Source organism: Streptomyces sp. NBC_00637 (assembly GCF_045161545.1).
Taxonomy (GTDB): domain Bacteria; phylum Actinomycetota; class Actinomycetes; order Streptomycetales; family Streptomycetaceae; genus Streptomyces.
The window spans coordinates 4,280,760-4,294,800 of the sequence record NZ_CP109046.1; the positions used below are offsets into that span (position 1 = coordinate 4,280,760).

Below are 14,041 nucleotides of genomic sequence, written 5' to 3' on the forward strand. Positions count from 1 at the left end.
CGCACGGGCCTCCCCCCTCGCGCTTCGGAAGTGACCCTTGGTCATGGTTGACACCGCATCGGCAGAACCGTTCGCACCCCCCGCCCGGCCGCGTTCCGCCGCGCCCCCGCTGCAACGCCCACCGAACACGACCACCCCCGAGCACCCACACTCCGCCGCCACCCTCATCGGCTCCGTCCAGCGCGCCATGCGACTGCTGGAATCCGTCGCGGAGCACGAGTACGGGGCTCCGGCCAAACAACTCGCCCGCGAGACCGGGCTCGCGCTGCCCACGGCCTACCACCTGCTGCGAACCCTTGTGCACGAGGGCTATCTGCGACGGGACAAAGGGCTGTTCTTCCTCGGTGAGGCGGCTGAACGGCTCGGCAGGAGCGGAGCGGCGCAGAAACGTCGCAGCACGGTCGCCGACACGCTCGCCCAGTGGCGCGATTCGATCGGTGTTCCCGTGTACTACGCCAGGTACCGCGACGGCGAGATCGAGATCATGTGCGTTTCCGACACCCCGGGCAATCCGGCGGTCGAGGAGTGGGCCGACTTCGGCGAGACCGGACACGCGCACGCCATCGGCCAGTGCCTGCTCGCCCAGTTGGACGAGGACGCCCGCCGCGACCACCTGCAGCGCTATCCCGCGCAGTCGATCACCCCGTACACGGTGCGTGACAACCACAGTCTGTTGCGGCGCCTGGAGCGGATGCGGCGGATGGAGCCGGTCGTCGAACGGCAGGAGTACGCGCTGGGTACCGTGTGCGCCGCCATTCCGATCACCGTGGGCACCACGGCGGCCACGATGGCGATCTCTCTGCCCGCCCATCAGGCGGACCGTTTGCTGCCCGCGGCTCGGCAACTTCAGAGCGAGGTCGGACGGCTGATGGGGTCGCTGGCGATCTCTATCAGTATCTGAAAACTCACTCCTTGTGATCTGTTGTGTACTTTCTGCAAGATGCGTGCAGTGTCAGAAGGTCCATTCCCGGCCAGTCGGCGGTAAGTGACGGGGTTAGGCGATGCGCGAGTCGGTACAGGCAGTACAGGCAGAGGTCATGATGAGCTTCCTCGTCTCCGAGGAGCTCTCGTTCCGCATTCCGGTGGAGCTGGGTTACGAGTCGTGCGATCCCTATGCCGTGCGACTGACCTTCCATCTGCCCGGTGATGCCCCGGTGACCTGGGCCTTCGGGCGCGAGTTGCTCATCGACGGGGTGGGCAGGCCGTGCGGCGAGGGGGATGTCCGTGTCTCGCCGGTGGATCCCGATGTGCTGGGGGAGGTCCTGATCCGTCTTCAGGTAGGCGGCGACCAGGCGCTGTTCCGCTCGTCGGCGGCCCCGTTGGTGGCGTTCCTCGACCGCACCGACAAGCTGGTTCCGTTGGGCCAGGAGGGTGCTCTCGCCGATTTCGACACGCATTTGGACGAGGCGCTGGACCGGATCCTGGCGGAGGAGCAGAGCGCCGGCTGACGTGATGGCGAAGCGACGAAGGGTGCCGCGTGCCGCACAGCGATCGGTGTTGTGCAGGAACGCTTCTTCACGGCGGGACGCAGGCGCTGAACGGCTGTGCCGGGCACGCGTGGCGCGCCCGGAGCAGGCCGATGGTGTCGGCACTCGGGCGCTCTCCCGCCTCAGCGCTTGCGCCGCCTGCCCCGGCCGCCCCGGACCTGGGCGCTGCTCATGCCCGTGCCCGCGCCCGTGGCCGTCGCCGCAGCCGGAATCGCCGGAGCCGCTTCCGTAGCCGTCCCGGGTGCCTTGCCCGAGCCTGGCCGGTCCGCGGAGACCACCAGGGCCGCCAGAACCGTCGTGACGGGCACGGAGGCGACCAGGCCGATCGAGCCGACCAGGGTGCGCACGATCTCCTCGGCGACCAGCTCGCTGTTGGCGACGGCGCCCACGCTGCTCTGCGCGATCGAGAAGAGCAGCAACAGCGGTAGCGCGGCACCGGCGTAGGCGAGAACGAGCGTGTTCACCACGGACGCGATGTGGTCACGGCCGATGCGGATACCGGCCCGGTACAGGCCGCGCCAGCCCATCGCGGGGTTGGCCTCGTGCAGTTCCCAGACCGCCGAGGTCTGGGTGACCGTCACGTCGTCGAGCACGCCGAGCGAGCCGATGATGATGCCGGCCAGCAGCAGACCACTCATGTCGATCGACGGGTACAGGCCGTGGATCAGGCCGGTGTTGTCGTCCGTGTTGCCGGTCAGCGCGGCCCAGTCGATGAACAGCGAACCGAGGACGCCGATCAGCAGCAGTGAGATCAGGGTGCCGAGCACGGCGACGGACGTACGGGCCGAGAGCCCGTGACAGAGATACAGCGCGATCAGCATGATGGCACTCGATCCCACCACCGCCACCACCAGCGGGTTCGACCCCTGAAGGATCGCGGGCAGGACGAAGAAGTTCAGCACCATGAAGCTGATGGCCAGGGCGACCAACGCCATGACGCCCCGCAGCCGTCCGACGACCACGACGGCGACCGCGAAGATGATGGCCAGGACGGCCATGGGGATGCGGCGGTTCACGTCGGTGACCGAGTACTGGAGGTCCTTCGGCGCGGAGGGCTCGTAGGCGACCACGACCTTCTCGCCCTGCTCCAACTGCCGTGACTGGTCAGGCTGGACGATCTCGGTGAACGTACGGCCCTTGTCGTCGCCCGTGTCCACCCGGATCGTGGCCCGCTTGCAGGCGCCGCTCGCCTGCTGCTGCGCGGAGGAGCCCTCGGCGGTGGAGGTGTCGCCGGTCGGGGTCTCGCCCGAGGCGTTCACCGACGCGCAGCTCACGCTCACGACCTTGGTGACCGTGGCCTGTTGGGTCTGCCGGTCGAAGCCGACTCCGGTGCGCTCGTGGGCCGGGGCCCCGCCGGGCCACAACACCACGAGGCCCACCAGGACCGCGGCGCCGAACGGGATGAGGATGGCCGCGATGACCTTGCGCAGGTGCTGGGAGACGGGAGCGGCCGGGCCGTGACTGTGGCTGTGCGAATGCCCGTGCCCACCGCCGGAACCGGAGCCGTGCCCGTCGCCCGGGCCATGGCCGTGACCACCGCCGTCGCCCGCGCTGTGACCGCTCCCGGTGCCGCCACCATGACCGCCGTCGAGGCTCTGCCCATGACCGTGCTCGCGGTCGAAGCCGTATCCGTCACCCGGAGCAGAGCCGTGACCGGGATCAGGACGAGGGCCCTGGCCCGGACGAGGACCGGCGCCGTGGCCGGGGCCGTACTCCTGGCCGGGCACGGGCCTGTTTCCGTACTCCTGGCTGTCCCCGTGGCCCTGACGGTCCCCGTATCCCTGGCCGTTGCCGTAGCCGGGTCCTTGCCCGCCAGGAGCCGCGGCGCGTCTCAGCCCGCCGAGCCCGCCGGCGTATCCCGGGCCGCGGTCGGGGTTGTGCGGGTGGTCGTGACCGTCGCCGAAGTCGCGGTCGCCTCTGGGGCCGCCGACGGAACCGTTGCCGGAGCCATTGCCCGAGCCATTGCCGGGGCCGCTGCCGGCGCCCGGTCGGCGGGGCGGCTCGGGCGGCGGGTACGGGGGCTGGTGTGTCGTGGTCACCGACCGATCATCGCAAGAACGACACGGGCCCTCTGTTCACCGCGCCAGAATTGACGCTAGCGTGGAGGCAACCTTTGCACACGCGGGAGCTCGGAGCACCGGGCTGAGAGGGCGCTGACCTCCGTCTTCGCGATGTTTCACGTGGAACGTCTCTCGAATCGAGTGATGTTTCACATGAAACATCGGCAGGCGGTAGCCGCTGCGTCGACCGCCGAACCTGTTACCGGGTAATGCCGGCGTAGGGAGTAGGTCTTATGACCAACAAGGACGCACGCACGCCTGCCTTCACGCAGAACGCGACCAGCGAGAGCACGGTCGACGTGAACGCCTCGGAGGCCGGGAAGTCCATCGGCTGGCACAAGGGGTTCATCGAGGGCGCTCGCCCCGATCTCCGGGTGCCGGTTCGTCAGGTGCATCTCACCAACGGAGAATCGGTCACCCTGTACGACACGTCCGGCCCGTACACCGATCCACTCGTCGAGACCGACGTCCGCAGGGGCCTGTCGCCGTTGCGGGAGAACTGGATCATCGCCCGGGGCGACACCGAGGAGTACGCGGGCCGTCCGGTCCGCCCCGAGGACGACGGCATCAAGCACACCTCGCCACGCGGCGGTCTGCGCAACCTCGACGCGGTCTTCCCGGGTCGGCCGCGCCTGCCGCGCCGGGGCAGGGACGGTGAGGCGGTCACTCAGCTCGCCTATGCGCGCCGGGGGGAGGTCACACCCGAGATGGAGTTCGTGGCCATCCGGGAGAACGTTTCTCCCGAGGTGGTTCGCGAGGAGATCGCGGCGGGCCGCGCCGTACTGCCGGCCAACGTCAACCATCCGGAGATCGAGCCGATGATCATCGGCAAGCGGTTCCTGGTGAAGGTCAACGCCAACATCGGCAACTCGGCGGTGACGTCCTCCATCGAGGAGGAGGTCGAGAAGATGACCTGGGCGACCCGGTGGGGCGCCGACACGGTCATGGACCTGTCGACCGGCCGCAACATCCACACCACCCGCGAGTGGGTGCTGCGCAACTCCCCGGTCCCCATCGGCACGGTGCCGCTGTACCAGGCGCTGGAGAAGGTCGACGGCCGCGCGGAAGAGCTCACCTGGGAGATCTACAAGGACACGGTCGTCGAGCAGGCGGAGCAGGGGGTGGACTACATGACCGTCCACGCCGGCGTCCGCCTCCCGTACGTCCCGCTCACCGCGAACCGCAAGACCGGCATCGTCTCGCGCGGCGGTTCGATCATGGCGGCCTGGTGCCTCGCGCACCACAAGGAGTCGTTCCTCTACGAGAACTTCGAGGAGCTCTGCGAGATCCTCGCCGCCTACGACGTCACCTATTCGCTGGGCGACGGATTGCGGCCCGGTTCCATCGCGGACGCCAACGACGCTGCGCAGTTCGCCGAGTTGAGGACACTCGGGGAACTCAACCGGATCGCGAAGCGTTTCCATGTTCAGACGATGATCGAAGGCCCGGGCCATGTCCCGATGCACAAGATCAAGGAGAACATCGACCTTCAACAGGAGATCTGTGATGAAGCTCCGTTCTATACGCTCGGCCCGCTGACGACGGACGTCGCGCCCGCGTACGACCACATCACCTCCGGCATCGGTGCGGCGATGATCGCCTGGTGGGGCACGGCCATGCTCTGCTATGTCACGCCCAAGGAGCATCTGGGCCTGCCCAACCGTGACGACGTCAAGACCGGCGTCATCACCTACAAGATCGCCGCCCACGCAGCCGACCTCGCCAAGGGGCACCCGGGTGCGCAGGAATGGGACGACGCGCTGTCCGACGCCCGTTTCGAGTTCCGCTGGGAAGACCAGTTCAACCTCGCCCTCGACCCGGACACCGCACGGGAGTTCCACGACGAGACACTCCCCGCGGAGCCGGCGAAGACGGCGCACTTCTGCTCGATGTGCGGGCCGAAGTTCTGCTCGATGAAGATCAGCCAGAGCATCAACGAACGGTTCGGCGCCGGGGCGGCCGACGGGGCCTCACCGGAGGAGATCGCCGAGGGCATGCTGGAGAAGTCGAAGGAGTTCGCGGCGAGCGGGAACCGGGTGTACCTGCCGCTGGCTGACTGACGTACCTGGATCGGCGCTGTCCTCCGAGGTCCGACACCTGAGCTCGGGCGGGGACCTGAGGTCGGGCCTGGGGGCAGCGCCAGGAGGGGTCGTCACCGAGGGGGAGAGACGACGTTGTTGGAATGGGTGAAGTCGACGGCGCCGGTCCGGTCATTGGCCTGGCGGGGCGATGAGCTGGTCGACGTGGTCGGCGGCCGGGTATGGAGCAGCGACGGTGTGGAGCGCCGCACGGCCGTCGATCACGGTCCCGCCTTCGACAGAGGTGCCGTCTCGCCGTCGGGCCGCTACAGCGTCGTCTACGCGGAACGGGGGACCGAGGCGCGCTTGTTGGAGGGGACACATCTCCTCCGTGAACTGACGCGCAGCCCGGACCATGCCGAGGACTACGACTACCCGGTGGCCCTGGGGATTCTGAGGGACGGCCGGGAGGTCCTGATCCACTGCCCGGAGGAGTGCAACGTGCTCCAGATCGAGGACGTGGCGTCCGGGTAGCGGCTCACCACCGGCGCCCGCGAGGCGAAGGACGTGTTCCATTCCCGGCTGTCGGTGACCGGGGACGGCAGGCACCTGCTGGTGGCCGGCTGGTTGTGGCACCCGTACGGAATCGTCGAGGTCTTCGATCTGGAGAGAGCCCTGGCAGACCCTGCCGTACTGGATGGGCACGGGGTGCTGCCGACGCGGCCCGGGATCGATGCGGAGGTGGTCTCGGCCTGCTGGCTCGACGACGACCTGCTGGCTGTGGCTACCGGAGGCGAGCATCTCGACGACGACGACGACGATGACGATGACGAGGACCAGGACGACGACGGCCCCGACCTCGGACCTGGCCGGATAGGAGTGTGGTCCCTGTCCCGACGCGCGTGGCTGCGTCGGAGTTCCGTCGACTTCGAGGTCGGCACGTTGATGGCGGGTGGTGGCCGTGTCGTCTCGCTGCACGGGCACCCTCGGCTGATCGACGTCATGACCGGTGAAGTGCCGGCGGAATGGCCCGAGGTGAAGGTGTCCCGCCGTGACGGAGCCTACGGAGTCACCCACATACCGACACCCGTCGCGGCCATGCGTCCCGACGGCACGCTCCTGGCGGTCGCCCAGGAGGAAAGCATCGCGTTCGTCCGGTTGCCTCGGGGCGCCGGCTCGGCACACTTGCGTCCATGACAGCGCGATTCCTGAGCAAGGGTGCCAATCTGCCGGTCGACGAGGCGGACGTACGGGTCGAACTCAGCTGGGCCGAAAGCGCCGGTGGGCCGGACATCGATGCTTCGGCGCTGCTGCTGGCGCAGGACGGACGGGTACGTGACGACGGGGACTTCGTCTTCTACAACCAGCCCGTGCACGCGTCCGGCGCCGTGCGGCACGTCGGCAAGCGGAGCGATGCCGGTGTGCTGACCGACACCGTCCAGGTGGACCTGCGCTCGCTGGAAGGCGCCATCACGCGTGTGGTGCTGTGCGCATCGGCCGACGGCGGCTCCTTCGGTCAGGTGACCGGCCTGACCTTGAGGCTGCTCGGCGGCGACGGGCGAACGGAGGTGGCCCGGTTCGAGATGCGGGCCGAGACGGAGACCGCGTTCATCGCGGGTGAGCTGTACCGGCGCGAAGGGCGCTGGAAGTTCCGGGCCGTCGGGCAGGGGTACGCCTCCGGGCTGGCGGGGGTTGCCACGGACTTCGGGATCACGGTCGACGAAGAGCCGGAGCCGACGGCCACCCCGCTCAACCGCCCGGCTGCCACCCCGCTCAACCCGCCAGCGGCCGCTCCACCTGCGGTGACTCCATGGAGCGTCACCCCCGCGCCCACCGCACCGACAGGTACGCCCCCGACACACACCCCGCCGGCAGACCCCCCAGCGCCGAGCACCCTCTCGGCAGGCACACCGCCCGGCGGACCTCGTCCGAGCAAGGGGGAGGAGCGGCTTCCCGTCGACATGCGTAAGCGGTTGTCCCTGCGCAAGGAGCAGGTCGCCGTCAGTCTGCGCAAGCAAGGGGCGCTGGGGATCAGCGCGCGGATCGTGCTCGTCCTCGATGCCTCGGGGTCCATGGCGTTCCTGTATTCACGTGGCGTGGTGGCCGACGTCGTGGAGCGCATGGCGGCGGTGGCGGCGGAACTGGACGACGACGGCGAAATGCAGGCCTGGACCTTCGCCAGCGAGGCCGCGCGCCTTCCGGACCTGCGGTTGGGCGAGCTCCCCGAGTGGCTGCGGCTGCATGTGAGGGTGGGCGAGATCAGTCTGTTCCGGCGCGGCAGGAAACCCCGCAAGGGGATGGAGCCGGGTCAGGTCGACATGCGCTCGATCGGCATCCAGAACGAGGAACAGAAGGCGATTGCCCAGGTCAGGTCCTATGTCCGGGAGAATCCGGCTGCTGCACCGACCTTGGTGCTCTTCTTCTCCGACGGAGGGGTCCACCGCGACGCGGCGATCGAGCGGGAGCTGCGGGCTGCGGTCGAGGAGCCGATCTTCTGGCAGTTCGTGGGGCTCGGCCGGTCCGACTACGGGATTCTGGAGCGGTTCGACACGCTGGCCGGACGCCGCGTCGACAACGTGGGGTTCTTCTCCGTGGACGACATCAGCACCGTCCCGGACCAGGAGCTCTACGACCGGCTGCTGTCGGAGTTCCCCAGCTGGATCACCGCGGCCCGCCGGGCGGGCATCCTCTGACGGGGTGACCGGACGTCCGGCTCACGGGTGCCCGCGCCCGTGACTCCGTCCGGCACAGGGCAGCGCTGAGCACCGCAGGCAGCACCGGCCATCGGTCCCTTGGCCGGCTCTCCACCGGAGCCACCCACGACCCGCAGATCGCCCGCCGCCCGCCACCGGCGTCTGCCGTCGGCTGTACGGCGCCGACTGTCCGGCGCCCGGCGTACGGCTTGCGCTCCCCTCGGCGGGGCGGCGGGGGCGCAAGCCGGGTGCCTATTCCGGCTGGTGCTCCGGGCCTCCGAAGTCCGGGCTGGTGTAGTCCGGGCTGCTGAAGCTCGGGCGCGGGCCGGTCGAGCGGCCGTCGTCCGGGCTGCTGAAGCCGGGGCGGTCGTAGCCGATCTTCGGGAGACGGCCGGTGGGAGCCGGTGGGGCCGGTTCGGTGTGCAGGGCGGCCGTCGTGCCGGGAGCGGTGAGGGCCTCCCGGAGGAACGGCAGGATGCCGCGTTGCAGCAGGGCTTCTCGCCAGGCTTCTCTGGCCTGGTCGACTTCCTCGCTCAGTTCGCCGTACGGTCCGGCCTCCAGGGAGGGCCGGTTGCGCAGGGCGGTGAGCAGCAGCGCGACGGTGGCGACGAGGATCGCGGCCACGGCCACGGCCCCGAACGTCCAGCCGGCGGCGACCATGGTCCGGGCGAACGCCTGCTCGGGGTCGAGCGCCCTGAGGAGGTAGCCGACGAGCAGGAAGATCACCGCGGCGGCCCCGGCGAGTACCGGGGTCAGGACGGCGGCGACGGCGCCCGCGCCGGCCGCTTCGGCGGCCTGAGCCGCCTCCCCCATGGTGGTGGCGAGCCCCATCGCGGCCGCGCCCGGCTCCGCGGAGCCTGCCTCGGACGTGGACGACGGGGTGGACGGCGCGGGGTGGCGCAGTTCCTCGCGGACCTTCACGTAGTGCTGGTACTCGGCCGCCGCGGCCACCGTGATGAGTGCGGAGGCGTTGAGCGCCATGGTGCGCAGCTGTTCGGGGTTGAGCCGCTGTCCGACCGCGGCCAGTTCCGGGTGATATGGGGCGGAGCGCAGCGCCTCGTCGAGGATCCGCTCGTACTCTTGGCGGTCCTCGCTGTTCAGGTGCTGCGGAACGCTGTTCATCTGCATCCCCCGATGCTCCGTAGGGCTTGGGGCTCGCATGCCAACGAGCCGTCGGGCAGAAACGGAGGGGAGCCTGCTACGGATAACCCGATGGTAGAGCGGTGACGGCATGGGGTGACAGGGGGTTTGCCGAAATTGGCCCCCGACCTGCGATGTCGCCGGCAGGTCGACAGGGGGGCACTCCCGCCCCGGGAACCGCCCCCGATACCGGCCCGGGGGCCGCCCCGGAACGCTCAGATTTCCAGGGGCAGTTGCTGGACCAGCAGTTTTCCGGCCATCGTCACGCCGCCGTCCATCGCGATGGCCAGCCCGTCCGCGTACAGGTGCGGTCCCTCGACGTGCGGACCGCCGTTGTCCTCGCCGTCCTCGGAGCCGACTTCGCCCAGCAGGTAGGGAATCGGGCTGTGGCCGTGAACGATGCGGGTGCCGCCGTACGTATCGAGCAGGGAGCGCACGGCGTCGGCGCCGCCCTCGTCGCGGAAGGAGAAGCGCTTGGTGAACTTGCGGAACAGGTCCCACACCTCGTCCGCGTCATTGCGCGTGATCGTCTCGCGGACGGTGTCGTTGACCGCCTCGATCGAGTCGCCGTAGTCGAGGTAGGCGGTGGTGTCGGAGTGCACGAGCAGGTGGCCGTCGACCTCCTCGACCGCGTCGAGGCGGGCCATCCACTGGAGGTGGTGGTCCTGGAGGCGGTCCATGTCGTACTTCTGGCCGCCGTTGAGCAGCCAGGCCGCCTGGAAGGTGGCGGTGCCGGCACCGGAGTTGACGGGCGTGTCGCCGAAGCGCTTGGCGCCGAGCAGCAGCAGTTCGTGGTTGCCCATGAGGGCCTTGCAGTACCCGCCGGCCGCGGCGGCCTCGGCGGACAGCCGCATGACGAGGTCGATGACGCCGATGCCGTCCGGGCCGCGGTCGGTGAAGTCACCGAGGAACCACAGCCGGGCGGTGCCCGCGCACCAGTTGCCTGCGGAGTCGACGAGGCCCTTCTCCTGGAGCGCGGCCACCAGTTCGTCGAGGTAGCCGTGGACGTCGCCGACGACGAACAGCGGTCCCGGACCGGTCGCGGGCTGCGGGGCCTGGACGACCGCCGGGTCCACGGCCACCTGGAGGGTGTCGCCGCGCCGGTTGATGACGGGCAGGTCGCGCTGGGTGGGCGTGTAGCCGTCGGGATGCTCCAGCGGCTCTTCGAGAGGCGGCGCGGCGTTGCCCGGCTCCGTGCCGGGGTCGTACGGACCGGTCTCGTGGACGTAAGCGGGCACCCGGAAGTCGCGCAACGTCGCCGTCCGCTCCACCTCGGGTCCCTGACCGGCCCCCTGAGTCATCAGACCCCTCCACCATCGCGCCGCATCTGCACCCTTCGGGCTGCCTGGTCGCAGCGGCCCGCGGTGCCGTGCGTCCATCATAGGAATGCGGATCGTGCCGTGTGATGACCCAGGGGTGGTGAATCGGAGCAAGGCTCCAGTTCATCGCGGCTTTCGCCCCGATTGGGCCGGGCTTCGGCAGTCCGCTCTCGCCCGGCGCGCACCGTGCCCGCACCCGCGCCCCACCCCCGCGGGCTGCCCCGTCGGACGGACCGGGGGACGGGAAGGGCCGGGCGAGGGTGATTTCTGCGGCCGGAGTGAGGACGACGAGGCCGTTGTGGCCGAAGCGGAGACCGATGTTGCCGAGACCGCCGAAAATCGCCCGTACGTGCCTCCCGCCAACTTTCGTTGACGCGTCCAGGTCCCGAACCGCACGCGCCTCACCCCCGGAGCGCCCGCCCCGGACCGCTTGCCCCCGACGGCCTGATCCGGACTGCCCGACCGGACTGCCCGAGCGGCCGTCCAAGCCGCCGCGGACGGCCCGCACCCCAGCCGCCGCGAACGGACCGCACCATCGCCCCCTGCCCCGAACAAGCCGCCGCTCCCCCCGATCCGCGCCATGGCGTCGGGCGTGGGGAGCGGCGGCGGGTTACTTCTCCTCCGGCGCCCGAGGCGGGCTGACCGTGGTCCGAGGGGAGCGTCGCTGCGACGAGGTGCGTACGAACAGTTCGGTCGGTATCACCTGCTCGACCGGACGGTCCGTCTCCTCGCCCTCGATGGCGTCGATGAGGAGTTGGACCACCGCCGTGCCGATGCGGCGCGGTTTCAGCGAGAGGGTCGTGACGGGCGGTTCGGTGTTGGCGTACACCGTGGACTCGCTGCAACACACGATCAGCAGGTCCTCGGGAACCCGCAGGCCGTAGCGGCGGGCCGCGGCGAGCAGGTCGGTGCCGTTGGGGTCGAACAGGCCGTACACGGCGTCGGGGCGGTCCGGGCGGGCCAGCAGCCGGTCGGCGGCCACCGCACCCGCGCACGGGTCGTGTGCGGGGTAGGCCTCGTAGACCGGATCCTGACCCACCCGCTCGCACCACCGCAGGTACGCGCTGGTCGACAGGTGGGTGTAGGTGTCCGTGGAGGTGCCGGTGAGCAGGCCGATGCGGCGGGCGCCGGCGTCGGCCAGATGGTCGAGGATGTCGAGGACGGCGGCCTCGTGGTCGTTGTCCACCCATGCGGTGACCGGGAGTGCGCCGGCCGGGCGGCCGTCGGAGACGACCGGTAAGCCCTGCCGGACCAGCTCGCTGACCACCGGATCCTGGTCGGACGGGTCGATGACGACCGTGCCGTCCAGGGCGACATTGGACCAGACGTCGTGGCGTGAGGTCGCGGGGAGGATGACGAGCGCGTAGCCGCGGGCGAGCGCGGCGGAGGTGGCGGCGCGCGCCATCTCCGCGAAGTACGCGAACTCGGTGAAGGTGAAAGGTTCATCCCCGTACGTCGTCACGGTCAGGCCGATGAGGCCCGACTTGCCGGTACGGAGGGTTCGGGCCGCCGCCGAGGGGCGGTAGCCGAGTCGGTCGGCGACCTCGCGGACATGGCGTCGGGTGGCGTCCGGGAGCCTGCCCTTGCCGTTGAGGGCGTCGGAGACGGTCGTGATGGAGACTCCGGCGGCGGCGGCCACGTCCCTGATGCCCGCTCGGCCCGGCCGGCTGCCTCGGCGTGAGGTTTCCGCGCGGCTCACCTGGTGCTTCCCTGCTGCTGTCATGGCGAGCCGATAGTAGGGCTCATTCGGTGGGGTAGGGCGGACGCATATGCACGCGTTGACAGGCACGTTTCTGCAAGGCTGGAAGGGGTCAAGTGCCATGGAACGTAAGGCAGTTGACCCACCCAATGCCAGGACGTGACGTGTCGGCACGGATGAGCCTGCCAACGCACCGATGTTTCGAAGAGGTCTCAACTCACCTGCACGAGGGATGCGCGCCACGGAGCGCACCACCGGCGCGTAGATATATGTGGAGCGCGCCCCCTGGGGCGTACGCCTTCGTGCGGCTTCGTCCGCAGAAGTCGCAGAGGTCCCTCCGCTTGATACGTCGGTCCCTGCTCACCTGTACGCACCGGCGCCGAATCCTCATAAGGTGAGCAGTATTGAAGCTGGTGGTCACGAGGAGGACTGCGGTGAGCGAGACGAGCCCCAAGCTGCGCGCCGAGCTGGAGGGGATTCCCACCTACAAGCCGGGCAAGCCGGCCGCGGGTGGCGGTCCGGTGGCCTACAAGCTGTCCTCCAACGAGAACCCCTATCCGCCGCTGCCGGGCGTGATGGAGACGGTGACGGCGGCGGCCGCCTCCTTCAACCGGTATCCGGACCTGGCCTGCACGCTTCTGATCAACGAGTTGTCCGAGCGGTTCGGTGTCCCCGCGTCCCACCTGGCCGCGGGAACCGGATCGGTCGGGGTCGCCCAGCAGCTCGTCCAGGCCACTTCGGGCCCCGGCGACGAGGTGATCTACGCCTGGCGGTCCTTCGAGGCCTACCCGATCATCACGCAGATCAGCGGCGCGAAGGCGGTCCAGGTGCCGCTGACGCCGGGGGATGTGCACGACCTGGACGCGATGGCCGAGGCGATCACCGAGCGGACCCGGCTGATCTTCGTCTGCAACCCCAACAACCCCACGGGCACCGTCGTGAAGCGGGCCGAGCTGGAACGGTTCCTCGACCGGGTGCCGCGGGACGTCCTGGTCGTGCTCGACGAGGCGTACCGGGAGTTCATCCGCGACCCCGAGGTGCCGGACGGCGTGGAGCTGTACCGGAAGCGGCCCAACGTCTGCGTCCTGCGGACCTTCTCCAAGGCCTACGGCCTCGCCGGCCTGCGCGTCGGCTTCGCCATCGCCCACGAGCCGGTGGCGGAGGCCCTGCGCAAGACGGCGGTGCCGTTCGGGGTGAGCCAGCTCGCGCAGGAGGCCGCGATCGCCTCGCTGCGGGCCGAGGACGCGCTGCTCGGCCGGGTCGGCTCCCTGGTGTGCGAGCGCCTCCGGGTGGTCGAGGGGTTGCGCGCGCAGGGCTGGACGGTGCCGGAGACCCAGGCCAACTTCGTGTGGTTGCGGCTCGGCGAGCACACGGTTCCCTTCGCGGCCGCGTGTGAGCAGGCCGGCGTCGTGGTGCGGCCGTTCGCGGGCGAGGGTGTTCGGGTGACGATCGGGGAGAACGAGGCGAACGACATCTTCCTGAAAGTGGCGGAAGGGTTCCGCAAGGACATGTAGCTGTCGCCTGCACCGGTTTCCGCTGGTCAGCAGGGGTTGAGGGGGGTCTCCGCGAGTGGGCGGGGACCCCCCTTGGCTTATCGAAAATCGGTGCGGCATACTAGCTTGTGA

Annotated in this window: 11 protein-coding genes and 1 riboswitch; of the genes, 7 read left to right on the forward strand and 4 right to left on the reverse strand. The window is 69.8% G+C overall.

From position 1 onward, the window contains the following. The first annotated feature begins 43 nt into the window (after positions 1–43). Together OG440_RS18725 and OG440_RS18730 are read left to right on the forward strand one after the other, a co-directional pair. Positions 44–901, forward strand: coding sequence for an IclR family transcriptional regulator (locus OG440_RS18725; protein ID WP_406007958.1), 858 nt, complete (start codon positions 44–46; stop codon positions 899–901). 100 nt (positions 902–1,001) lie between these two features. After that, positions 1,002–1,448 carry an SsgA family sporulation/cell division regulator gene (locus OG440_RS18730; protein ID WP_406007959.1) on the forward strand — a complete coding sequence of 149 codons (447 nt, stop codon included), beginning with the start codon at positions 1,002–1,004 and terminating at the stop codon, positions 1,446–1,448. A gap of 161 nt (positions 1,449–1,609) precedes the next feature. On the opposite strand, the gene OG440_RS18735 is transcribed toward OG440_RS18730, so the two are convergent. After that, complete coding sequence (locus OG440_RS18735; RefSeq protein ID WP_406011391.1) at positions 1,610–3,214, reverse strand: YibE/F family protein; 1,605 nt, start codon at positions 3,212–3,214, stop codon at positions 1,610–1,612. Between the two features lie 384 nt (positions 3,215–3,598). Then, positions 3,599–3,788: riboswitch (TPP riboswitch) on the forward strand. On the opposite strand from OG440_RS18735, the gene thiC reads away from it, so the two are divergent. The 4 genes from thiC (at position 3,781) to OG440_RS18755 (ending at position 8,258) form a co-directional block, all read left to right on the forward strand. Continuing rightward, the gene (gene thiC / locus OG440_RS18740; protein WP_406007960.1) at positions 3,781–5,607 is read left to right on the forward strand and encodes a phosphomethylpyrimidine synthase ThiC; all 1,827 of its coding nucleotides are present in this window, start codon (positions 3,781–3,783) and stop codon (positions 5,605–5,607) included. It overlaps the preceding riboswitch by 8 nt. A 114-nt stretch (positions 5,608–5,721) precedes the next feature. Continuing rightward, a complete protein-coding gene (locus tag OG440_RS18745) occupies positions 5,722–6,099 on the forward strand; it encodes a hypothetical protein (protein ID WP_406007961.1) in 378 nt (125 codons plus the stop codon). A 33-nt stretch (positions 6,100–6,132) separates the two neighbouring features. Further along, a complete protein-coding gene (locus tag OG440_RS18750; protein WP_406007962.1) occupies positions 6,133–6,762 on the forward strand; it encodes a hypothetical protein in 630 nt (209 codons plus the stop codon). Beyond that, entirely contained in the window at positions 6,759–8,258 is a 1,500-nt protein-coding gene (locus tag OG440_RS18755) for a VWA domain-containing protein (protein ID WP_406007963.1), read from the forward strand. Before OG440_RS18750 ends, OG440_RS18755 begins: the two co-directional genes overlap by 4 nt. Before the next feature lie 252 nt (positions 8,259–8,510). Here OG440_RS18755 and OG440_RS18760 read toward each other — a convergent pair whose 3' ends face one another. The 3 genes from OG440_RS18760 to OG440_RS18770 all read right to left on the reverse strand — a co-directional run bounded on the left by OG440_RS18760 (position 8,511) and on the right by OG440_RS18770 (position 12,440). Then, positions 8,511–9,386, reverse strand: coding sequence for a hypothetical protein (locus OG440_RS18760; RefSeq protein ID WP_406007964.1), 876 nt, complete (start codon positions 9,384–9,386; stop codon positions 8,511–8,513). A gap of 227 nt (positions 9,387–9,613) precedes the next feature. After that, complete coding sequence (locus tag OG440_RS18765) at positions 9,614–10,699, reverse strand: metallophosphoesterase (protein WP_406007965.1); 1,086 nt, start codon at positions 10,697–10,699, stop codon at positions 9,614–9,616. 628 nt (positions 10,700–11,327) lie between these two features. Further along, positions 11,328–12,440, reverse strand: coding sequence for a LacI family DNA-binding transcriptional regulator (locus OG440_RS18770; protein WP_406007966.1), 1,113 nt, complete (start codon positions 12,438–12,440; stop codon positions 11,328–11,330). 410 nt (positions 12,441–12,850) lie between these two features. On the opposite strand from OG440_RS18770, the gene hisC reads away from it, so the two are divergent. Next, on the forward strand, positions 12,851–13,930 hold the full coding sequence (gene hisC, locus OG440_RS18775) for a histidinol-phosphate transaminase (RefSeq protein WP_406007967.1): 1,080 nt from the start codon (positions 12,851–12,853) through the stop codon (positions 13,928–13,930). Positions 13,931–14,041: the final 111 nt, after the last annotated feature.